We start from the raw sequence: 23,683 nt of genomic DNA, 5'->3' as shown, positions 1-23,683 counted from the left end.
CCGATGAAGCAAAACTGGCTAAAAGCCATTCTTCCCCATCTGGCAGCAATTGGTATATTCATATTGCTGGCAACGGTTTACTGCTCTCCTGTATTGGAAGGCAAGATAGTAAACCAGAGCGACATGATGAACGTAAAAGGAATGGCCAAAGAGGCGAGGGACTTTTATGAAGCAACTGGTGAAACCCCACTGTGGTCCAATAGCATGTTCTCCGGAATGCCTACCTATGTGGTATACACTGGTCCCGGTAAAAACAAGCTGACCATTGTCAATCAACTGGTTACCCTCGGCCTGCCCGCCCCTATCAACATGTTGTTCCTCGCCATGATCAGCATGTACCTGCTGGCATGTATACTGGATTTCAAATACTGGATAAGAGTCCTGGGCGCCATCGCTTTTGCTTTCTGCTCCTATAACCTGATCCTCATCGATGTAGGCCACGTCACCAAAATGTACGACATCGCACTGATGCCGGCTGTACTGGCAGGTATTATCCTGACCTACCGCGGACGCCTAATCGGCGGCGCCGCCCTTACTGCCCTGGCCACCGGTCTGCTGATCTACAACAATCACCTTCAGATGATCTATTACACGCTTATCATGATCATCTGCCTGGTAATAGGCGCCTTCATTCACGCACTGAAAAACAAGGAACTGCCGCAGTTCTTCAAAGCTTCTGTGCTGCTGGCCTTTGCCGGCATACTGGCTGCATTGCCAGCCATGGACAGCCTCCTCACCACCAAAGAATATGCAGATTATACCATGCGTGGCAGCAAATCTGAACTCACACTGGGTAAGGAAGATGCCAAAGAAAATAAATCCACCGGACTGGATATCGACTACGCCTACGAATGGAGCTATGGTGTTCCGGAATCCTTTACGCTCATGATCCCTGGTTTTGTGGGTAACTCCTCCGCGCAGAAACTGGGTACCGGATCTCATGTGTACGAACAGATGATTAGCCTCGGCGCTCCCGCTGCTCAGGTAGAACAGTATATGGACCAGATGAAGTTCCCCCTGTACTACGGTGCTCAGGAAAGAGGTACTTCCGGCCCTGTATATGTAGGCGCTATCATCTGCTTCCTCTTTATCCTCTCCCTGCTCGTTGTCAGCAACTGGCAGAAATGGTGGCTGCTGGCCGTTACCGTTATCGGTTTCATTCTGGCATGGGGTAAGAATTTCGGATTTATCAACGATTTCCTGTTCTACCACCTGCCTTTATATAACAAGTTCAGAGCACCTTCACAGGCCCTGGTACTGCCGTCCCTCACCTTTGTAATACTCGCCTGCTGGGCATTACAGGAAATGGCCAATGGTAAACATTCCAAGGAAGAACTGCTGAAAAAACTGAAACAGGCTACACTCATCTCTGGCGGTATCGTAGTGGTGCTCGGCATCCTCGGCAGCATGTTCTGGAATTTCAGCAGCCATAGCGACGCTACCATGCTCAACTACTTCGGTCAGATGCTCGGTGGTGAAGCCAATGCCAAACTGATGATACGGGCGCTGGAAAAAGACCGTAGCTCTCTGCTGCTGAAAGACAGTATCCGCTCCCTGGTGTTTATCGCCATCGCTGCCGGTGCTATCTGGGCTTATCTGAAAGGTAAACTGCAATGGCAACCTGCTGCTATCATCATTGTAGCTGCTGTTACCATCGATCTGGTACAGGTAGACAGAAACTACCTCGGCAAAGACAGTTTCGTAGATGAATCTGTGCTGCTGTCACAGCTGTCACCATCACAGGCTGATCTCCAGATCAAACAGGACCCTGATCCATATTACCGCGTGTTCAACCTCACCACGTCTCCTTTTGATGATGCCATCCCCTCCTACTTCCACAAAAACATCGGTGGCTACAGCCCCGCCAAACTGTGGATTTACCAGGACCTCATCACCCACCAGATCTCCAAAAACAATATGCATGTGCTCAACATGCTCAATACCAAATACTTTATCGTACCTGATCAGAAAACCGGTCAGCCAGTGGCACAGCGCAACCCGGATGCCAACGGTAACGCATGGTTCGTAAAAGGTATTGTATGGGCTCCCGATGCCAACACAGAAATGAAAACGCTTGACTATCTCGACACCAAAGATTCTGCCGTGGTAGACAAACGTTTCGCAAAAGAACTGGGCAACGGTTACCAACCCGCAGCAGACAGCGGCGCCACCATCAAACTGACCAAATATGGCCTCAACAGCCTGGAATATGCCTCCAGCAACAGCCAGGAAGGTCTCGGTGTATTCTCTGAAATCTACTACCCTGCCGGCTGGAACGCTTATATTGATGGTAAAAAGACCGATATCGTAAGAGTAAACTATGCACTGCGTGGCCTGAAAATCCCCGCCGGACAGCATAAAATCGATCTGAAGTTTGAACCAACTACCTTCTTTACAGGTCAGAAGATATCTTCCATCTCCTCCACTGTATTGGTAATATTGGTGCTTGGAGCTTTCATCTTTGAGATCATCGCTGCAGGAAAAAAAGAAGAAAAACAGGAACCGACTTCTAAATAACGGTACCGCATATACTAAAAATGCGCCATGATGTAGATCATGGCGCATTTTTTATGCAGATAAAAACAATTAATATTTCTTGGAGAAGATATACCGCAGCCCAATAAACAGGTGATGCGTAAAATTAGGGATATGCCCGTAATAGCGGCTCAGGATCTTATACCGTTCCTTCCAGGCCAGCTGCTGCCGCTGTTTGGACGTCCCCCCAACCCTAAACCTGGACACGACCACATGGGTATTGCAGATATGACGTGAAGCCTTGAGTGTACGGATCATCCAGTCAATATCTGCGCATACTTTATACTGCAAATCATACAACGGACTTAAACGCCTGCGGATGATATATGCCTGATGAGATACTACCATGCCATGTTTCAGGCTTTTCCAGGTAAGTTGTGCCGGCACCTGATGCGGTGTTTGTTCAGACCGCAGTCCGAGTTCGGCACCTTTTTCATCGATGAACATTGCCTCTCCGTAATACACGTCGGCATCCGGACAAGCCTGCAGCATCTGTTCAATGACGGTATTGTCTGCCAGGGTATCATCTGCATTCAGGAACAGCAGGTATTCGCCGGTAGCCAGCTGCATACCTTTGTTCATGGCATCATAGAGCCCGTTGTCCTTTTCAGACACCACTTTCGCAATACGGGAACGGTAAGGCGCCACTACCTCCAGCGTATTATCTTTGGAGGCTCCGTCAATAATAATGTATTCAATATGAGGATAGGTTTGTGCCAGCACGCTCTGTATGGTGCTTTCAATAAACCTGGCGGCATTATAACAAACTGTTATAATACTGACAACCGGTGGTGATGAACGTTTATCCGTCACAGTGATAGGCTTTAAAACTTATTGATCACTTCCACCACCTTCTCTATGTCTGCTGTTGTATGGTAGTAAGAACAAGGAAGACTCAGGGTAGTCCGGTGTATTTCTTCTGAGATCGGGAAAGAACCTTCTATGATACCCTTCATCGCTTTCTGCTGATGAGGCGGCAGCGGGTAATGAATATCGGTCTTAACGCCGTTGTCCAGCAGGAACTGTTTCAGTTCATCACGGCGCTCGTGACGGATATTGTAGATGTGGTACACATCAAAATAATCGGGGTGTACGACCGGTTTGATAAAATCACTTTTCAGTCCCTGATGATAAACCTCCGCCAGTTTCCTTTTATGTTCGGTGATTTGAGCCAGGTATTTGAATTTCACCAGCAGAAATGCAGCCTGTACTTCATCAAGGCGGGAGTTCACGCCTACCACTTCGTTGTAATACTTTACATCGGAACCGTAGTTGCGTAAACGACGCATGGCGGTAGCCAGCTGGTCATCATTACAAAGCACGGCGCCGGCATCACCGAGTGCACCGAGGTTTTTGGTAGGGTAAAAACTGAAGGCACCATACTCTCCGAAGGTACCGGTCAGCTGGCCTTTAAAAGTTGCGGCATGTGATTGTGCACAGTCTTCTATCAGTACCAGGTTATGTTTTTCCTTGATGGCCACTATTTTGTCCATCTCGCAGCTTTTTCCGTACAGGTGTACCACCATGATGGCTCTGGTACGGGGAGTAATCGCTGCCGGAATTTTTTCCGGGTCAATATTGTAAGTATGAATATCAGGTTCTACCAGTACTGGTTTCAGCCCGCACTGTGCGATAGACAGGATGGTGGCGATGTAGGTATTGGAGGGCACAATCACTTCGTCGCCGGGCGCGAAGTTGAAGGCACGCAGACTCAGTGTCAGAGCGTCCAGACCATTGGCCAGTCCCAGGCAGTGTTTCATACCATGATACTGCGCATAGGCTGTTTCAAACTCCTTTACTTTATTGCCCAGTATATACCAACCGCTTTCCAGTGTTTCATTAAAAGCAGTCCTGAATTCTTCAAAAAATGGCTTGTTGAGTAAGCCGAGGTTCTCATATTCTATCATAGCCTCAGTTGTCATAAGGTTCGTAAATATAATCTGCTGCTTCAAATGGAGTAGAAGCCATTACCAGCAATACGGCGTCGGGAGTGAAATGATGCATGGTATGCCAGTCTTCCGGTTCCAGGATCAGGCATTTGTTGGGATGGTCCATCACAAAATCGGTCTGTTCCCCTTTTCCATTGTTGTTGGACACGATACAACTTCCATGCACGCAGATAGCGGCCTGTATGGTTTTATGATGACGGTGTCCGCCTCTCACGGAATCATCTACGCCATAGATATAAAAGATCCGTTTGATATCGAAAGGGATCTGTTTTTCTATGACGGTAAGGTTTCCCCTTTTATCACTGTGTGTTGTCAGGTTAATGATATGTGCCATGCTGTATGTTTAAATCCCGGATTCCTTCAGGGGGTAAATATGATATACGTTTTTCAATTTGCGCAGGATGGTGACCAGTATAGCTTTCAGACCGGAAGGACGCGGACGGGCGCCATGTGGGTCAAAAGAAGGATCTACGGCCTGTATCTGCTGTCTGCTTTTTTCCAGTTCCTGAATATAAGGCTTATACAACAGTTCCTTTATAGCAGGTGTGATGGTACGTCTGCCCAGTTCTATGGTATTGTCTGTAAAGTACTTCAGGTAATGGAAGTGATAAAATATCGGATCAAACTCTTTACCAGTAGTTATTTCACGGCAACGGAGCTTGTCATTCATTTTAAACACATCGTACTGCTGGATGTTCCAGAGGGCGAGTCCGCCGCCAAGATTTTCCAGCACCCATACATTACTAAAACGTTGTGGCCAGTCGTCGAGGTATTTCTGATCACCGAACTTACCATCTTCATGACGGTCATAACACCAGTCGAGGCAGGCATTACGCCACCACTGCAAGGCTTCCATGCCCCAGCGGTTGTTACGGAAGGTTATATACTGAACACAATACTTACCGCTCAGTTTACTTTTATCATACCGGGGAGTGTAACGGTGTTCTGTGATCATCACGGAATGGTTGCCCATTTCATCCATCAGCACCTGTGGGTTATTATAAAAATACAGGTCCGCATCAATATAAGTACAATGCGGCAACTCGAATTGTTGAATACAATAAAGGATGGTGGAAGAGCTACAGGTCCAGCAGTATTCGGCCCTATTGCGGGTAGGCTTCACTTTCAGCAGTTCCGGGTCTTCAAATTCTGCCAGGGAGATCACAGTAAGATGAGGCAGGGCCATCTTCCGCAATACGTTCAGACATTTATCATCAAACGCAAAAACATACAGATGAAAATCAGCACAAACAGCCGCCAGCGAAGTATACATAGCCAGCCCGCGGGATAAATAATTACTGTCGAACAGTGTACAATAATATAATGTTGTATCTCTTTCCTTCATAATATCAATAAAGACCCAATAAACCGGCTCAATCTTTCACCGTTTCGATGATAATGGTTTTACGGAACCATCCGGGAAACACATTGCCCAAACTATCAATTATTTTAAAGCCAATAGGCACATACCTTTTCCTTGCGATGTGCAGGCCACCCACATTTTCCAGCAACTCTTCAAAGTCACGCAGAGAAAGCTGGTGTATATGCCCTGTATTGTACCAATGGTAGCCAAACAACATCTTTTTAGGCATACGCCCGTTAATCATCATGTCTATACGGTTCAGGAAATACGCAAAGTTAGGAAATGAGATGATCTGACGGCGGGCTACCCGCTTCATTTCCGATAACAGCGTTTCCGGATACATTACCATTTGTATAGTCACATTGCATACCGCCACATCGAACTCGTTGTCGGCATAAGGCAACGTTTCATCAACCCGACCTCTGATTACCTGTAATCCTTTCTGCTGGCATATTTCCACTCCGGAGGGGGAAATCTCAATCCCCTTACAATCACACTGTTTTTCTTCAATCATCATCTCCATCAATCGCCCATTGCCGCAGGCCAGGTCCAGCACGGTATTGCCAGGACTCAGTAAGTCGGTCACTTTTTCATATTCCCCTCTTTTTTCAGAAGGGAGCTGACTGTAGTCGTAATTCCGGTTATCATTACGCATGATCACGGTATTTTGAGGGAATACTACAATATCAAACCGCTGTTGTTTCTTACTTCCGTTTCATGAGCTTCTTAATCCGTTGAAATATACCAGGCTTTATAGATCTGAAATATGTCTCAAATGCAGCTGTTCCCTGCACACTGGCTGTTATCGGTAGTTTCTGCAGCATGATGGGCGTAGGCGACAATGCCACTTCAAAGCTGGGCGTGTCTGCCTGGTTCATATGCGTGCCGGTATCATCCGTACCAATATTCTGCACCAGTGAGCGTGACGGGTACAACGTTAACATATTTTTCAGAAATGCGGAAGCGTACCAGCGGATAGCCCATGAATCGTTCTGTCCGTCGATCTGCTTACGCAGCATTTTCATGTAATTGTACGTATTGTTAAAATCAAAGGTGCTGCCCTCTCCTTTCAGGCGCAGGGCGTCGTACAGTTTTTGCCCGTCGGGCTCAAACTGTTTCCAAGCACGGGCCCAGGTACCCCAGCCCCAGCAATCTGCACCCCGGATAAAAAATGTCTCCGGCACGGTTTCCAGCAAGGGGTATACATATCCATGTATAGATGCCACCTGTGGCTCATCTTCATACATGTCCAGTGCCTGGTTCATGTATTGGAGAAAATAGGGTGACAGTACCAGGTCATCTTCCACCACGATCGCCTTACCATGTTTGGCGATCACTTCCGTCACTCCGGTAATCACAGACTGGGCCAGTCCATAGTTCTGGACCCTTTCAGCAATATGCACTTTACCACACCAGTTGCGGCTGCGGATCACTTCCCGGGTGGCGGCGATCTGTAATAATGCGTCCTCGCTGGCGTTTGCTTTGGGCCCGTCGGCAAAAACATACAGTTCACTCTGTGCTGCCTCCGGGTTCTGTGCCAGGCTTTCCAGCACCTTACGGGCATGGTCAGGTCGCTTATAGGCAAAAAATATGATCGGTGCTAATGTTGACATGCTGCTTATTTAAATTTACCGGTAGCCAGTCCTTTACCTATTGGGTAAATACCTTCTACGGTTACACCGGGCAATTTACTCCAGTTTTCCAGAATCCGGAACTCTCCGTCACGGAATGAATCATCGAGGAAAAATACTGCGCCGGGTTTGGCAAGCTCCTGTAAAGCTGGTACTGTGGTATAACGGCTGTTGTCAGACCCATTGGGACCATCTACCACCAGCCAGTCAAACGGTTCTACACCGGGCAAAGCTGAAGGTCCGCCTTTCAGGTGGAAGTCATAACCTTTGTCCGGATCACTCACAGGTACGTAATATATATGAACCCCTTTTTCGAGTCCCAGCTCTTTTAATCGGTTATCCAGCCGTTGTTTTTCTTTCTCATCCTGCTCAAAAGACAATAAAACACCATCCGGACGATGCAGGGAGAAATATTTGGCAAACATAATGGTACTCACGCCGCAGCCACATTCAGCAATTACCCGGGGCTTTTCTTTTACCAGCCGTTCCCACAGCAGCGCCATGGAAGCTGCGTCCAAAGTCCAGAAGCCCAGTGTAACACCATCGTACAGCCCTTTTAATTCCGGCACCGGAATAGTCTCCCCCGGCGTTTTCAACGACCGGTAAGAGGGCGTCAGAATATTCTGTTTACCGGAATACCGTTTCAGCCGCTCCCGTTTCTGCCACCAGAAGGTGAGCGGATAAGGTTCCGCCTGTAGCCTGCGGTTTGCAAAAACGATATAATTACGGATCAGGAAGTCTATCAGCATATGTTAATGAATGTCTTGCAAAATAAATTCATAAATAGCAGAACTGCAAAAACCATGAAAAAAACTTATTACTTGTTGTGCTCTAATATACAATTCCTAATACCAGAGCCTGCCCCTGAAAGATTCTTTATATATTTGTGCATCATAAAATAGTCAATGGGGATCATCCGAAAACAGAGTTTTTATTCATCAATATCCATCTACATAGGGTTTGCCTTCGGTGCCATGAACCTGATGTTATTAATGCCGAAGATCTTCTCCCAGGAGCAAATCGGATTAACCCGCGTACTGATAGATGTTTGTACCCTGCTGGCCACCGTAGCCTCTTTGGGCGCAGTGCCGGTGATCAATAAATTCTACCCTTTTTATCATGACTACCTGAAACCGGAAAAGAACGACCTGCCCAAACTCACGCTGATCGTGTCTCTGATAGGATATGTGCTGTTTGTGGTGTTTTCCTTTGTCTTTAAAGACCTGATCGTCCGCAAGTTCAGCACCAATTCAGCATTGTTTATTCAATACTTTTATGCGATCTACCCGCTTACCTTTTTTATTCTGATTTTTAATATGCTGGAAGGGTTTGCCTGGGGGCTGCATAAAACGATAGCGTCCAATTTCCTGAAAGAAGGTGGTATCCGCATCGCTTCCACTATTATCCTGCTGGTGTTTGCCTTTACTCATATCAGTTTTACCCAGTATATTAATTTCTTCAGTGTGCCTTATGCCTTCAGTGCCATCGCACTATTGGTCATACTCTGGCGTACGGGCCAGCTGAAAATCGGTGTACAGGGTGTCAGCAATGTGACCAGAAGGCTGGGCAAACGTATGTTTACCTTCAGCAGTTATGTATTTTCTTCCAGCGTATTTACCTTGTTGCGTAAAACCAATGACCTGCTGATCATCAGTAGTGTTCAGGGATTGAACCATGCGGGGCTGTTTTCATATGCTACTTTTGTGATCAGCTTCATGGAAGTACCACAACGCAGCATGTATTCCATCACCACCCCTATTCTGGCCGCCGCCTGGAAAAACAAGGACATGGCCAAAATCCGGGAACTATATGCCAAGAGCTCCATCACACTGTCTATTGCCGGGGTTGGTATTTTCGGCGCCATCTTCCTGTCAAGACATAACCTGGTGCTGTATCTAGGTCCGGACTGGGCGGATATTGCGCAGATCGTTGTAGTGCTGGGCCTTGCCAAAATGGTTGACCTGATAACCGGTATCAACAACCAGATCATCCAAACGTCCAACTACTGGCGTTTTGACTTCGTCAGCAATATCACCCTGGTGTTCATATCCATTATTCTCAACTATTTTATGATAAAAAGATTTGGCACTGTAGGAGCTGCTTACGCAGACTTCATCACGGTAGCCCTTTTTAATCTGATCCGTTACCTGTTTATATGGATACGCTTTGGCATGCAGCCCCTGAGCCTGAAAACACTGTGGGCACTGCTGTTGGGCATTGGTGGTGTGCTGTTGGTCAAACAGCTGCCGTTTGTATTCAACATGTATTTCGACACCATCGTAAGATCAGTGCTGTTCCTCGCATTGTTTGGCACCACCGTAATAGTGACACGGCTTTCCGAAGATGTAAATAATGTATGGGAGATGGCCAGAAAGAAGATAGGCTTGTAATCAAAGCCTGCCGCCGCCAGCGAAATACTTTTTCCAGTATGGTTCTTTCAGATCGCTGATCATCACGCCTGAGCTGGTGGAGGCGTGTACAAATTTGTCATTTTCCAGGTAGATGCCTACGTGGGAGATACGACGGTGATGTATTTTAAAGAATACCAGATCACCTTCGTGCAGGTCGCGGGAACTGAGGCGCTGCCTCACTTTGTTATATAATTCTACGGAGTTGCCGGTAAGAGAAAACTGAAACACCGTGTTCACCAGCATATTTACGAAGCCTGAACAATCAATACCATTGTGGGTTTTACCACCCATGCGATAAGGAGTGCCCATCCAATCTTCAATAAATTTATACAGGCTGTGGTTCAGCACATTTTCTACCGGAACGTCCAGCAGCTGGGCATATTTGAACTGCCAGCCCTGTGCGTTTTCCAGATTGGCACTGCCGTAGGTAATATGTTTGCTGATACTGATATCCCTGCTGCTGCTATTGTTGTAGGAAGATGATGTATGACGACCAGGTGTGGCAATGCCGTCAATAAAGGTGATGCGTCTGCCTTCAGATACCGTGGGCGTATTATTTCGACTGGCAGTAGTCTTTTTGATAGTAGAACAGGAACCTAACGCCATTGCACAAACCGATAATTTCATCCATAGATGTCCCTTAATTCTAATCATACGCCTGGTTAAAAATTTTCGCTAAAATACAAACTATTAGTTAATTACAAATTATGAATGGAGAATTATGGTTTTTTATTGAAGATCAATTGTCTCAATTACAATTCTCCATTCATAATTGCATATTTCATCGTACTTTTGGCGCCTGACGAAACCGCATTGAGATGATCTTTTCCCACTTACACGTACATACGCAGTTTTCATTACTGGATGGTGCAGCCGACATCAAGTCGCTGTACAAGAAAGCCATGGCTTCAAATCAGCCAGCACTGGCAATCACAGACCATGGAAACATGTTTGGTGCTTTCCAGTTTGTGGCAGAAGCGTACAACAATAAACTGAATCCTGGTGATCCGAAAGATAAAAGACTGAAAGTAAAACCCATCGTTGGTTGTGAGTTTTATCTGGTGGAAAACCGCCATAAACGTGCCTTTACACGCGAAGAAAAAGATATCCGCTATCACCAGGTATTGCTGGCCAAAGATGATGAAGGTTACCGCAACCTCATCAAACTTTGTTCACTCGGATATATGGAAGGACTTTACGGTAAATACCCGCGTATCGATAAAGAACTGATATTACAATACCATAAGGGCCTGATCGCCACCACCTGCTGTCTGGGTGCTTCCGTTCCCAAAACCATACTGCGTAAGGGAGAAGAAGAAGGCGAAAAGGAATTCAAATGGTGGCTCGACATTTTCGGCGATGACTTCTACGTGGAAATGCAGCGGCACGGCATTCCCGAGCAGGACCAGGTAAACCATGTACTGCTGAAGTATGCACAGAAATATAATGTGAAGATCATCGCATCCAACGACTCCCACTATGTAGACCAGGCAGATGCCAACGCACACGACATCCTGCTCTGTATCAACACCGGTGAGAAGAAAAGCACTCCTACCAATAAGGAGTTCTCTGATGATGAGGTAGCTTCCAAAAACACACGCTTCGCCTTCTACAACGACCAGTTCTATTTCAAGACCACGGAGGAAATGTCGGCATTGTTCCATGACCTTCCACAGGCCATAGACAATACCAATGAGATTGTAGACAAAGTACAGCTGCTGGATCTCAAACGCGATATCCTGCTGCCCAACTTCCCTATTCCAAAGGAGTTTTTCACGCAGGATCAGTACCTGCGCCACCTCACCTATGAGGGCGCACGTACCCGCTACACCGAGATGACAGCCGATGTAGAAGAACGTATCAACTTTGAGCTGCAGGTAATCGAAAACATGGGATTTGCCGGTTACTTCCTGATCGTATCCGACTTCATTAAAGCCGGCCGCGACCTGGGCGTATTCATCGGCCCTGGACGTGGATCTGCCGCAGGCTCTGCCGTGGCATACTGTATCGGCATCACCAATATCGACCCCATCAAATACAACCTGCTGTTCGAACGTTTCCTCAACCCGGACCGTAAGAGCATGCCCGATATTGATACGGACTTCGATGATGAAGGCCGTCAGAAAGTAATTGACTACGTAGTACAGAAATATGGCCGCAACCAGGTAGCACAGATCATTACCTACGGTACCATGGCCGCCAAAATGAGTATCAAGGACGTAGCCCGCGTAATGGACCTGCCCCTCGTAGACTCCAATGGCCTCGCCAAACTGGTACCGGACAAACCCGGCATTCAGCTGGACCGTATCTTCAACGCACCCCTCGATGGAGAGAAAAGTCTCTCCGACAAGGAAGGCCTCGCCGGTGAAGATATCGAAAACGTAAAGCGGCTTCGGGAGCTGATCAAAGGCCAGGATCTGCAGGGTGAAGTACTCCGTGAAGCCTGTGTACTGGAAGGTTCCGTAAGGAACACCGGTATCCACGCCGCCGGTATCATCATCGCCCCGCAAGACCTCTACGACCTGATACCCGTATCCACCGCCAAAGACTCCGACCTGCTGGTCACCCAGTTTGAAGGTAGTATCATCGAATCTGCCGGCGTAATCAAGATGGACTTCCTGGGATTAAAAACCCTGACCATCATCAAAGGTGCGCTGGAGCTGATCCGTATGAACCATGGCGTGGACATAAATATCGACGAGATCCCGCTGGACGATGCCAAAACCTACGAGCTGTACCAGAAAGGCGAAACCAACGCCACGTTCCAGTTCGAGTCGCCCGGTATGCAGAAATACCTCCGCGAGCTGAAGCCCGACAGATTCGACGATCTCATCGCCATGAACGCCTTGTACCGGCCGGGCCCGCTCGAGTACATACCGTCCTTCATCCGTCGTAAACACGGACTGGAGCCGGTAACCTTTGACCTCCCCGACATGGAGGAACACCTGAAAGAAACCTACGGTATCTGCGTATACCAGGAACAGGTAATGTTGCTCAGTCAGAAACTGGCCAACTTCTCCCGTGGAGATGCGGACATCCTCCGTAAGGCGATGGGTAAAAAACAGATCGCGGTACTGAACAAGATGAAGGCGCAATTCATGGAAGGTTGCTCCACTCATGGCTACGATCTGAAAGTCTGCGAAAAAGTATGGACCGACTGGGAAGCCTTCGCCTCCTATGCGTTCAACAAATCGCACGCCACCTGCTATGCGTTTGTGGCCTACCAGACCGCCTATCTCAAAGCCCACTACCCTTCTGAATACATGGCGTCTGTACTGAACTGCGCCAGCAACATCGAGAAAATCACCTTCTTCATGGAAGAGTGTAAACGTATGGGCATCGACGTATTACCGCCGGATGTAAACGAATCCCTGAAAGGTTTCGCGGTGAACAAAAATGGGCAGATCCGTTTTGGCCTTGGTGGCCTCAAAGGCGTGGGTGAAGCTGCCGTAGAAAATCTCCTGGAAGAAAGGAAAAAGGAAGGCACTTTCAAAACAATATTCGACTTTATCAAACGCGTTAACCAACGCGCTGTTAATAAAAAATCACTCGAGGCCCTGATCATGTCCGGCGCCTTCGACTGTTTCCCAGAGTTCCACCGGGCTCAGTATTTCCATAAACCGGACACTGAACCATTAAGCGGACTTGATAAAATCGTGAAGTTCGGTCAACAGGTTTCTGCCGGCTCTTCCAATATAGGCAGCCTCTTCGGAGCCGAAGACATGCCCGATGTAGAGCCTCCTAAAATACCCAACTGCGACCCATGGCCCCTGATCATGAAGCTCAACAACGAACGGGACATCACGGGTATCTATATCTCCGGCCATCCGCTGGACGATTACCGTTTCGAGCTGAAACATTATAACATGAATCAGGTGCAGGAACTAGTGGAGTATCAGGCTGAAATCAGTACTCCTGGCAGCTCCGGCGGCCGTTCCCGCGAAAGAAATTTTCGTTTGGCCGTATATGTTACCAACGCGCAGGAAAGGATTTCCCGCAACAACCGGCAGTTTGGTGTTATGACCATAGAAGACTACACCGGCAAATTTGAATTTGCCCTGTGGAGTGAAGACTTCATCCGGTTTGCACCTTACCTGAAACCCGGCCTCTGCCTGTTCATCAACGGCGGCTTTAAGTCCAAACGCTTTAACGACAACGAATATGAGTTTAAGGTAAGCAGCATACAGCTGCTCCAGGAAGTGAAAAAAACACATACCAAACAGGTATTCCTGGCTACTGCGCCCAAACAGCTGAAACGCGAAACGGTAGACTTTCTGGTAGAGAATATCAATCGTTACCCGGGCAGCAGCGTACTGCACCTGCAGCTCACCGACCGGGACAATAACCTGCAGGTGAAACTGCATACCTTCAACAGAAATATAGAGATGAATGACGAGTTGGCGCATTTCCTGCGAAAACAACCGGATATCGATGTCTATATCGAAACAATCAATAAGTAAGATGTCAAAAAAGCAGTAATTTGCACTCGGTTCAAGTTTTGATCATTACACAACCGTAAACAATCAAAAACAATCATTAATAAACACCTTTAAATTATAATATCTTATGGCTTTAGAATTCACTGACTCGAACTTTCAGACGGAAGTACTGAACTCCGATAAATTATCCGTAGTTGACTTTTGGGCAGAATGGTGTGGACCCTGCCGTGCTATCGGACCAGTAATTGAAGACTTGTCTAAAGATTATGCCGGTCAAGTAAACATCGGTAAAGTGAACGTGGACCATAACCCGCAGATTTCCATCGATTATGGTATCACCAGCATCCCTGCCATCCTGTTCATCAAAAATGGTGAGGTAGTAGACAAACAAATTGGCGCAGTTCCAAGATCTGTTCTCGAGAAAAAAATACAGGCTAACCTGTAAGGATATAAACGACTGAGTGATGAAGAAGCCCTTCCGCATATACGGAAGGGCTTTTTTGTGTCTGAATGTCTCCGGTTAACAAAATTTTCAGTTCTGCTACGTATCTTACAGCATAATCCAAACCAGCAAAACCATCTGATCAACCTCTAATAACAACCATCTTTGCGCCACACTTTTATTATCCTGTTTACCTTACTCTACAGCCTCTCCTCTGTCGGACAGCGGAAATGCGGAACAGCCGTCGCTTTGCAGCAGCGGGTCCTCGAACATCCCGGCCTGCAGCAGGTGATGGATGCCAATGAAAAAAAACTTTTACAATTACAGCAACGACGCATGATGCGGGTGCAGGCGGAAGCCACTCCCCAGCAAGTGACCATCCCCGTAGTAGTGCATATTGTTCTCGACAATCCCGACCTGGTAACCGATGCTCAGGTAATGTCTCAGATAGCAGTACTCAACAATGACTACAATGCTACCAATCCGGATATCAGCCAGGTACCACCTGTATGGCAGCCTATCATCGGCAATTCGCGGATCAACTATTGCCTGGCCCAGCGTACACCCGGCGACGAGCCCACCACCGGTATTGTGCGGGTAACCACCGCGCCTGGTCGCGGCTTTGACATCAGTGGCGGTAGCCCCGACGTGAAATATGATAAATCCGGCGGTTCCGATGCCTGGGATACCCAGAAATACCTCAATATCTGGGTGACACGCCTCTCTGGTAATTACCTCGGTGTAGCCGCTCCTCCCGGAATGGGTTATCCCTCCGAACAGGAAGGTGTAGTAGTATTATACACCGCCTTCGGTACCACCGGCAGCGTAGGCCGTATCTATAATCTCGGACGCACCACCACCCACGAAATAGGCCACTTTTTCGGCCTCATTCATATCTGGGGCGATGACAACGGCGCCTGCACCAGAGACGACGGCATCGCAGATACGCCCCTGCAGGGCGATAACACCTATGGTTGCCCCTCTTTTCCCAAAACCGACAACTGCAGCCCCAATTTTCCGGGCATCATGTTCATGAATTACATGGACTATACCGATGATGCCTGTATGCATCTTTTTACGGCCGGACAGGTGGGCAGAATGCGCGATGTGCTGGAAAACACCACCCGCAGCCTGATGTCTTCCAACGGATGCACTCCCGTAATACTGCCGGAAAATGATGCAGCACTGATAGCCATCAACGGTGCGGATGGAAAACGTTGCGATAACCGTATCCTGCCAGTGGTTACACTGCGCAACAAAGGCACTAACCCGCTCACGTCTGTACGTATCCTGTACCGGCTAAACAACGGCCCACTCGTTAATTACGACTGGCAGGGCAGTCTACCTAGTTTGCAGAGTACTTCCGTTACACTTCCGTCTTCACAGGTCCCCGTCGGAATCTATAACCTTCAGGCCTATACGCAATTGCCTAACGGGCAGCCGGATGCCAATGTGGCTAATGATACCGTAGCCAGCAAATTCCATTATGATGCGGAAGTACAGCTTCCATTTGAAGAAGGATTTGAGCAGGATAGTTTCCCTCCTCCGGGCTGGGATCTGTACAATCCGGACCGCAGCTTCACCTGGGAGCGTGACAGGAACGTGGGCAGCCATAGCAAAGCCTCTGTGCTGGTACGTAACAAAGGATATAACGTCAACGATCAGATCGATGATCTGATCACACCGGTGATTGATCCGCAGGGCCGCGATTCTGTTTTCCTCTTCTTTGATGTAGCGGCAGCCGTGTATTCCGATCCTGATATGACCGGTAACGTATGGGACACGCTGCAGGTACTAGTTACCAAAGACTGTCATCAGACTTTGAACATTGCTTATAACAAATGGGGTAAAAACCTGATCACCCACCCTACCGCATTACAGACTGAATTTGTACCTACAGCCAGCGAATGGCGCCGCGATTCGGTAGATATAACGGCACTGGTGGGTAAAGATAAGTTTCAGGTAGCTTTCAGAAATATATCAAACTCAGAGAATAATATTTATATTGATAATATAAGAATTGTCAGCAAAGACATCAATCCTGATCTGCGGAAAGCCGGCGTGCTGGTGAATCCGAATCCTACAGACGGCCTGGTATGGATCTCCTTCTATGAAATCCCCACTGATCTGTTACAGGTAAGCGTCTATAATGCTGCCGGTCAGCTGATAGCCACACAACCAGGCAATGCCATCGGGCGCAACAACCGGATGACCTTTAATTTGGTAAATGAGCCAAATGGTGTTTATTTTGTAAAATTAATTTACAGGAACAGGGCCAACACCATTAAATTAATGAAAGTAAGATGACGATGAGACAAGATTACCCGGCAGTTCAAACGCTTCTTCAGCAAGCCACACTGGATACTTCCCTGAAGAGCATTGCAGAAAAAATTCTCCGCAAGGAAAGAATTACGCCCGAGGATGGGCTGACCTTATTTGAGAAAGGTGATATCGGCTTTTTAGGCGCACTGGCCAACCACGTTCGGGAGCGTATGCACGGCGACAAGACTTACTTCAACCGTAACTTTCATATCGAGCCTACCAACGTATGTGTTTTCACCTGCCATTTCTGCTCCTACTCCCGCCTCTATAAAAACAGGGAAGAAGGATGGGAACTCAGTATCGACCAGATGCTGGACATCGTGAAAAAATACGACAACCAGCCTGTTACGGAAGTACATATTGTGGGTGGCGTACATCCTAAAATGCAGCTCGATTTCTTTGTAGAGCTGATCCAAAAAATCAAGGCACACCGCCCCGACCTCCATATTAAAGGTTTTACCGCTGTAGAGCTGGATTATATGTTCCGCAAAGCCAAGGTAAGCCTCGAAGAAGGTATGCGTATCCTCAACGAAGCAGGCCTGCAATCCATGCCTGGCGGCGGTGCTGAGATATTCCATCCTGATGTGCGTGCCAAAATATGCCACGACAAAGTAGATGGTGACGGATGGCTGGCCATCCACCGCGCTGCCCATAACCAGGGTATGACCACCAACGCTACCATGCTCTACGGTCACGTAGAAACCTATGCTCACCGTATTGATCATATGGAGCAACTGCGTCAGCTGCAGGATGAAACACATGGCTTCAACACCTTCATCCCGCTGAAATTCAGAAATAAAGGCAACGACATGTCCGATATTCCGGAAACTTCTATCGTAGAAGACCTGAAGCTGTATGCCGTAGCACGACTGTATATGGACAACTTCCCGCACCTGAAAGCCTACTGGCCGATGTTGGGAAGAAACACTGCCCAGCTGACACTTTCCTTCGGAGTAAACGATCTTGATGGTACCATTGATGATACCACCAAGATATACAGCATGGCAGGAGCCGAAGAACAAAACCCTTCCATGAACACTGCCCAGCTGGCCCACCTTATCAAACAGGCCGGCAGAAGACCTGTAGAAAGGGATACCGTATACAACGAAATAAAAGACTATACTGACGTTGTTTTTTCTGAAGAGGAATTACTGACCAAATAATATCCTTATGCAGCTACCGTACAAATACATCCTGATAGCCTCGCTATATGCGTCGGGCTGTCATGAAAAAACAGGCAACAACAGCACCGCTACCGAAACCAGCAGCAGCAAGGCCGGTACCGAATCACCAGGTACTGTTACTGCAAACGGCAGCGACTTCAGAAAAGATGCGTCGCTGGCGTTTCTTTCCAAAAACAATGCAGACACCATCCGCAAAATAGATATTCAGCTGGCCAAGACTGACAAACAAAGAGAAGACGGACTGATGTACCGTAAATCTATGAGCGATGATCAGGGCATGCTGTTTATCTTTCCGGATATGGAAGAACGTTCCTTCTGGATGAAAAATACCTACATCTCCCTCGACATCATCTACATCGATGATAAGATGGAGATTGTATCTATTCAGAAGTATGCCACGCCTCTGTCGGAGCAAAGCCTCCCCTCTTTCAAAAAAGCACAGTATGTGCTGGAAGTGAACGGTGGCTTCTGTGACAAATACCATATTGGTTATGGCGACAAGGTTGTGTACCACTAATAACGATCACATCATTTCCAAATAAGAAGCCCCGGCAGACGCCGGGGCTTTTTTTGCTTGATACATATTTGATCGCTAACATTATAGCCTTTATTGGACTATCCTTCATTGACTACCCGCAGGATATGCAGTTGGGTTTTGCCCGCAGGCACTTCCCAATCAATGGTATCACCGGCACTGTAGCCCAGCAGGGCGGTACCTATAGGTGACAGGATAGACAGTTTACCCAGCTGGATGTTGCTGGCAGCAGGCAATACCAGCTGTACTTCCCGTACAGCACCGCTGCGCTCATCTTTGAACTGCAGCGTGGAATTTACCTGTACCACATCATCCGGCACTTTTGTTTTTCTGATAACAGCCCTTTCCAACTCCTCCTTCAGCTTATCAGTGCCAGGAGCGTGGTAACAAAGGGTTTTTAAAATTTCGTAATCATGTTGGGATACAATAATCTGTTTCTTTTTCATGAAAACAGGGTTTTATCAATTGTTAACAGATGGCCCCGGATAAAGCGCCGCTCCAGCAGAACGGCTGCTGTCCGGTGCATATATTTCTTCATATGATCGTATGTCCGTTCTGGTTACTCTTCTGTAAAGGGCTGCAGGATTTACTTTGTCTGCTGCTTCGAAACCGCAGGCGCCCATCAGTTCTGCCAATGCATATATCGTGTTACGGTGGAAATTAGCCACACGTTCGCGTTTATCTGTTACATTCACACCCTGATAGAGGGTTGGATCCTGAGTAGCTACTCCCACCGGGCAGCTGCCACTGTCGCACTGCAGGGCCTGAATACAACCCAATGCGAGCATCATACCTCTGGCGCTATAGCATGCATCCGCACCTAATGCCAACACTTTCATGATATCAAAACCGGTGATGATTTTACCACTGGCCATGATACGGATATGTTGTTTCAGTTCGTGCTTCTTCAGCATATTCACTACCAGTGCCAATGCGTCATATAAGGGCATACCGATGCTGTCAGTGAATTCCAGCGGAGCAGCACCTGTACCACCTTCCGCACCATCTACCGTAATAAAGTCGGGGTAGATACGGGTGTTGGTCATCGCGATGCAGATACGTTCAAATTCATCTTTACGGCCAACGCACAATTTGAAGCCTACCGGTTTACCACCAGACAGTTCTCTCAGCTGCTTCACAAACGCCAGCATTTCATATTCGTTGCCAAAAGCAGTATGTGCAGCAGGTGAAAGCACGCTCACGCCTGGTTTTACCTTACGGATGGCTGCAATTTCAGGTGTATTTTTCGCTGCGGGTAATACCCCCCCTTTACCAGGTTTTGCACCCTGGCTCAGTTTCAGCTCAACCATTTTTACAGAAGGGGCTGCCACTGTTGCAGTATATACCTCTGGTGAGAAGTTTCCCTGCTCATCACGGCAACCAAAATAACCTGTACCGATCTGCCAGATCAGGTCACCACCATGTTGCAGGTGATACGGACTTACACCACCTTCTCCCGTATTGTGGGCGAAACCGCCAATCTGCGCGCCCCCGTTAAGGGAAAGGATGGCTGTTTTACTCAATGCGCCGTAACTCATTGCGCTGATATTGAGTAAACTTGCATTATAAGGTTGTGTACATTGTTCATTGCCAATTGTTACCCTTAATGCTTCCGGCTTCACTTTCTTAGGAAAAGCAGTGTGCGCGGCCCACTCATAACCTGGCTCATACATGTTTTCCAATGCACCAAAAGCAACGGTCTGTTTTACATCTTTGGCACGTTGATAAACTACCGCACGCTGACGGCGGTTGAACGGTCTTCCATCTGTATCAGACTCAAAAAAATACTGACGCATTTCCGGCCTGATCTGCTCCAGCAGGTAACGTAACCGTCCCAGCAGTGGGTAGTTACGCAACAGGGCATGCTTGCCCTGCAAGCGGTCGTACAGCGTAAGTACACTAAGGCCGACAGCTAATGGTAATAAGATCCATCCCGTTAAATAACCGCGATAAAGGCTAGCCGCCACGCATCCATCCAGCAACAGGCATAAAAGATAAACTGCCCATCGTGCTATCCGATGATTCATAAAACTGTTTTTATAAGATTGTTTTGGAAAATGCAAATGGATTATACTACTTGTACAAAGCATACAGGTATCATCCCCCCGGGTACAACTGTTACGATGCTATAAGTTGCCCGGGCTTAATTGTTGAAGTCTTTGGGACAGGATAAAAAAGGCAACAGGAACCCGCAGGTACGTTGGCATGTACCAGAGTTACTACAGCAGGATAATATGTTTGTTGCCTTACTCAATTGTAATAATTATGAGTAGCAAAGATAGACCTTTTATTGATATCCGCGCACTATTTGCTTAATTCTCCGGCAGTAAAGGGTTTTTGTCGGCCATTATACTGTTTGCGTGTATTCCGGATATCCTCTGTCGTCACTTTTCCGGCCTTGTTGTTCCAGGCACTGCGCAAAAATGTGAGCAGTTCGGCGATATCGCTATCGCTGAATTCATCGCTACCGCCGATGCCAGGCATATCTCCATTTATTTCCGGTGCCTTGTACAGTTTCCCATGCACTTCCACCGGACCTGTAAGGCCGTATAATACAATAGCAGCCAGGGTGTTTTTGTTACCATTTACCCAATTGCTTTCGTTTAACGGAGGTGCCATCGCCGCGATCCCATTCCCGTTTTTACCATGGCAGGTCTGGCACACGGTATTAAAGATCCGGTATCCGTGGGGATAGGTTTTGCCCAGTGCGTCCATTTTTTTTACGTTGGCAGCATTGTCTATACTTTTCAGCACAACATTCAGCTGTTTATTCAGCGCCAGTGCCGTATCCGGATTAGTGGCAACCAGTTGTTTCAGGAGTGCTGCTTCCCTATTGGTAGCATTATTGATCAATGCAGCAGACACATAACGATCCTGTGCATAGTTTTTTATGAGTTTCGCTTCCAACTTTGTGGCAGCAGCTTTATCGGCCTTATTCAAAGCCGGCAACAGATAGGCTACATATGGCGTAAAAAACGGTTTATCTGCCAGGCTATCCAGCGTGGTGGCAACAGGTTTGGCTACAGCTGCATTCAATACTGCCGGTAATGCTGCCAGGGCCTGTACGCTAAGCGGATCATTCCCCTGTTGCAACACGCCAGTAATATCAGCATAAGTCAATGCATGCAGTCCTTCCAGCGCCCAGAGTGAATGTACCTGTTTAAGAGGTGCATGGCTGTCTTTCAAAGCAGCACGCAGCTCAGGCACCAGTTGCATCATATTATGGTCTATGATCAGCTGCTGAGCCTTGTCTCTCAAAGCTCCGTTGGCATTGCCCAACATACTAAACAACTGCTCCGGCGTCATCAATGTCTTCTCCGGACGTTGTCCTTTGGGCACAATGCGATAGATACGGCCACAGTTGAGCGGTTGAGTCAGCTCTCTCATTTTGATCTCATTCTTAAGATATGTAGTGATATAAGTCTTATGCTGCAGAATCCCCCTGTACATATCCGTAATATATAAAGCACCATCAGGTCCATTGTACAATCCTGTTGGCCGGAAACGCTCATCTGTGCTGGCCAGGAACTCCTTACCACTATAGGCCTGTTTTCCTTTTACGATGTAACTGCTATCATTCAGTATATTCCGTTTGATCAGATTGGCCGCAGGTTCTGCCACAAAAGCATTACCAATATACTCAGCCGGAAACAGGCCACCACGGTATATTACCGGCCCACAGGCTGCGGTAAACTCTACCAGCCGCAGACTGTCGTCGAGTACACCCTTCATATAGCCCCGGTTCACACCTGGCGTAGGGTGGACAGGATACACATGATTATCCCGCACAATCCGCTGATCATAGCCGGCCGCATTCTGCTGATGTGGATTTTTGCCTCCCAGTCCGGGTGGAAAATAATCTCCCAACAGATTCTCAGAATTATTGTTATAGTATAGACGGCCTTTGTCATCCTGAGTAATACCCCATTGACCACGGAAAGTGGTAGTTTCTTTCAACCATTTGTTGCCCACCTTACGATAACGCCTGTCTGACTTGGCGTTGTAGATCCAGTTGTCCATAGCTCTCAAAAGGCCATTGGGCTGATGTTCTACATTACCACCAGCAGCATACTGGTCGTCTACCAGTATCCGCTTGCCGGGTTTATCGTTATTGTTCTCAATAAACCACAGTTGCGGCGGTGTGGCCACCAATACTCCGTTCTCCACCAGACACACCGCCCGCGGCAATACGAGCGAATCGAGGAATACCGTACGCCGGTCCATCACTCCATCGCCGGTAGTATCTTCGAGGATAACGATTTTGCCATCCGGTTTTTCTTCTCCTGTCCCACTGGTGTCAGGCATAAAACCAGTCATCTCCACGACCCACATCCTTCCACGCTCATCAAATACCGCATTCACCGGTGCTACCACCATCGGTTCTTCAGCCACCAGCTGTACTTCCAGGCCGCTGTCCACCTGCATGGCTGCTATGGCTGCTTTCCCGTCCAGTACAGGTGAGCTGGCATACTGCTTCCGCATCGCCAGAGAATCCTGCTCATGTTTGCTTAATGAATGTTGTTTTTGAGTATGTCCGCAGGCTAAGATTGCCAGGGAAATCGTGGAAATAACCAGGTACTGTAAACGGCTCATTACTTATTTAATTCGATTGCAATTCATAAAAATACATCTCCTGCGATTTTTTGCAACATATTTTTTCCCAGGGCTGAAGCCCTGGGCTATAATTGTGGGAGTTTATTGGATGGTTTTCTACTAGGGACTAAAAGAAAGTTTGTATAGCTGAAGATTCCAGGAGATAATCAGACGAAATGCAATCAGATAGGTAATAGTCTAAACAGTTGTTTTACAAGCAATTAGTTTGATAATTATAAAAGTATTTTCTATTTCTCCCGCAAAAAGTCCAGAAATCAC

At 47.5% G+C, this 23,683-nt stretch carries 18 protein-coding genes; 7 read left to right on the top strand and 11 right to left on the bottom strand.

Annotated elements, in window-relative coordinates; genetic code table 11:
* The first annotated feature begins 3 nt into the window (after positions 1 to 3).
* A complete protein-coding gene (locus DF182_RS24770) occupies positions 4 to 2,517 on the top strand; it encodes a YfhO family protein (RefSeq protein WP_113618459.1) in 2,514 nt (837 codons plus the stop codon).
* Positions 2,518 to 2,586: 69 nt separating this feature from the next.
* On the opposite strand, the gene DF182_RS24765 is transcribed toward DF182_RS24770, so the two are convergent.
* Genes DF182_RS24765 through DF182_RS24735 form a run of 7 tightly spaced genes read right to left on the bottom strand, consistent with a single transcriptional unit; the run spans position 2,587 to position 8,227 of the window.
* Positions 2,587 to 3,348, bottom strand: coding sequence for a glycosyltransferase family 2 protein (locus tag DF182_RS24765; protein WP_161964252.1), 762 nt, complete (start codon positions 3,346 to 3,348; stop codon positions 2,587 to 2,589).
* A gap of 11 nt (positions 3,349 to 3,359) precedes the next feature.
* Positions 3,360 to 4,457, bottom strand: a complete 1,098-nt coding sequence (locus DF182_RS24760; protein ID WP_211327201.1) for a DegT/DnrJ/EryC1/StrS family aminotransferase — start codon at positions 4,455 to 4,457, stop codon at positions 3,360 to 3,362.
* Entirely contained in the window at positions 4,447 to 4,818 is a 372-nt protein-coding gene (locus tag DF182_RS24755; RefSeq protein ID WP_113618457.1) for a sugar 3,4-ketoisomerase, read from the bottom strand. Before DF182_RS24755 ends, DF182_RS24760 begins: the two co-directional genes overlap by 11 nt.
* 9 nt (positions 4,819 to 4,827) lie before the next feature.
* Positions 4,828 to 5,829, bottom strand: coding sequence for a glycosyl transferase (locus tag DF182_RS24750; protein WP_113618456.1), 1,002 nt, complete (start codon positions 5,827 to 5,829; stop codon positions 4,828 to 4,830).
* A gap of 28 nt (positions 5,830 to 5,857) precedes the next feature.
* Entirely contained in the window at positions 5,858 to 6,502 is a 645-nt protein-coding gene (locus DF182_RS24745) for a methionine biosynthesis protein MetW (RefSeq protein WP_113618455.1), read from the bottom strand.
* A gap of 49 nt (positions 6,503 to 6,551) precedes the next feature.
* Positions 6,552 to 7,460: a glycosyltransferase family protein gene (locus tag DF182_RS24740; RefSeq protein WP_113618454.1), complete on the bottom strand. Its 909-nt coding sequence runs from the start codon at positions 7,458 to 7,460 to the stop codon at positions 6,552 to 6,554.
* A 5-nt stretch (positions 7,461 to 7,465) separates the two neighbouring features.
* Positions 7,466 to 8,227: a class I SAM-dependent methyltransferase gene (locus DF182_RS24735; protein WP_113618453.1), complete on the bottom strand. Its 762-nt coding sequence runs from the start codon at positions 8,225 to 8,227 to the stop codon at positions 7,466 to 7,468.
* A gap of 156 nt (positions 8,228 to 8,383) precedes the next feature.
* On the opposite strand from DF182_RS24735, the gene DF182_RS24730 reads away from it, so the two are divergent.
* Positions 8,384 to 9,868 (top strand): lipopolysaccharide biosynthesis protein, encoded by a 1,485-nt coding sequence (locus DF182_RS24730; protein WP_113618452.1) that lies wholly within the window; start codon positions 8,384 to 8,386, stop codon positions 9,866 to 9,868.
* Here DF182_RS24730 and DF182_RS24725 read toward each other — a convergent pair whose 3' ends face one another.
* Positions 9,869 to 10,543 carry a C40 family peptidase gene (locus tag DF182_RS24725; RefSeq protein ID WP_113618451.1) on the bottom strand — a complete coding sequence of 225 codons (675 nt, stop codon included), beginning with the start codon at positions 10,541 to 10,543 and terminating at the stop codon, positions 9,869 to 9,871.
* Between the two features lie 164 nt (positions 10,544 to 10,707).
* On the opposite strand from DF182_RS24725, the gene dnaE reads away from it, so the two are divergent.
* The 5 genes from dnaE (at position 10,708) to DF182_RS24700 (ending at position 18,793) form a co-directional block, all read left to right on the top strand.
* A complete protein-coding gene (gene dnaE / locus DF182_RS24720; RefSeq protein WP_113618450.1) occupies positions 10,708 to 14,349 on the top strand; it encodes a DNA polymerase III subunit alpha in 3,642 nt (1,213 codons plus the stop codon).
* Positions 14,350 to 14,455: 106 nt separating this feature from the next.
* Complete coding sequence (gene trxA / locus DF182_RS24715) at positions 14,456 to 14,773, top strand: thioredoxin (RefSeq protein ID WP_113618449.1); 318 nt, start codon at positions 14,456 to 14,458, stop codon at positions 14,771 to 14,773.
* A gap of 162 nt (positions 14,774 to 14,935) precedes the next feature.
* Positions 14,936 to 17,077: a M43 family zinc metalloprotease gene (locus DF182_RS24710; protein WP_113618448.1), complete on the top strand. Its 2,142-nt coding sequence runs from the start codon at positions 14,936 to 14,938 to the stop codon at positions 17,075 to 17,077.
* Positions 17,078 to 17,079: 2 nt separating this feature from the next.
* A complete protein-coding gene (gene mqnE, locus DF182_RS24705; protein ID WP_245957543.1) occupies positions 17,080 to 18,255 on the top strand; it encodes an aminofutalosine synthase MqnE in 1,176 nt (391 codons plus the stop codon).
* Positions 18,256 to 18,262: 7 nt separating this feature from the next.
* The gene (locus DF182_RS24700; protein ID WP_113618446.1) at positions 18,263 to 18,793 is read left to right on the top strand and encodes a DUF192 domain-containing protein; all 531 of its coding nucleotides are present in this window, start codon (positions 18,263 to 18,265) and stop codon (positions 18,791 to 18,793) included.
* A 98-nt stretch (positions 18,794 to 18,891) separates the two neighbouring features.
* Here the strand turns inward: DF182_RS24700 and DF182_RS24695 are convergent, their stop codons facing one another.
* The 3 genes from DF182_RS24695 to DF182_RS24685 form a co-directional block, all read right to left on the bottom strand.
* Entirely contained in the window at positions 18,892 to 19,257 is a 366-nt protein-coding gene (locus DF182_RS24695; protein ID WP_113618445.1) for a GreA/GreB family elongation factor, read from the bottom strand.
* Positions 19,258 to 19,272: 15 nt separating this feature from the next.
* Positions 19,273 to 20,838, bottom strand: coding sequence for an FMN-binding glutamate synthase family protein (locus tag DF182_RS24690; protein ID WP_113618444.1), 1,566 nt, complete (start codon positions 20,836 to 20,838; stop codon positions 19,273 to 19,275).
* 277 nt (positions 20,839 to 21,115) lie between these two features.
* On the bottom strand, positions 21,116 to 23,404 hold the full coding sequence (locus DF182_RS24685; RefSeq protein WP_113618443.1) for a DUF7133 domain-containing protein: 2,289 nt from the start codon (positions 23,402 to 23,404) through the stop codon (positions 21,116 to 21,118).
* Positions 23,405 to 23,683: the final 279 nt, after the last annotated feature.

It is taken from the genome of Chitinophaga flava (assembly GCF_003308995.1).
Classification (GTDB): Bacteria; Bacteroidota; Bacteroidia; order Chitinophagales; family Chitinophagaceae; genus Chitinophaga; species Chitinophaga flava.
The sequence above is the reverse complement of the archived record's forward strand: the minus strand, read 5'-3'. Positions and strand labels throughout refer to the sequence as shown.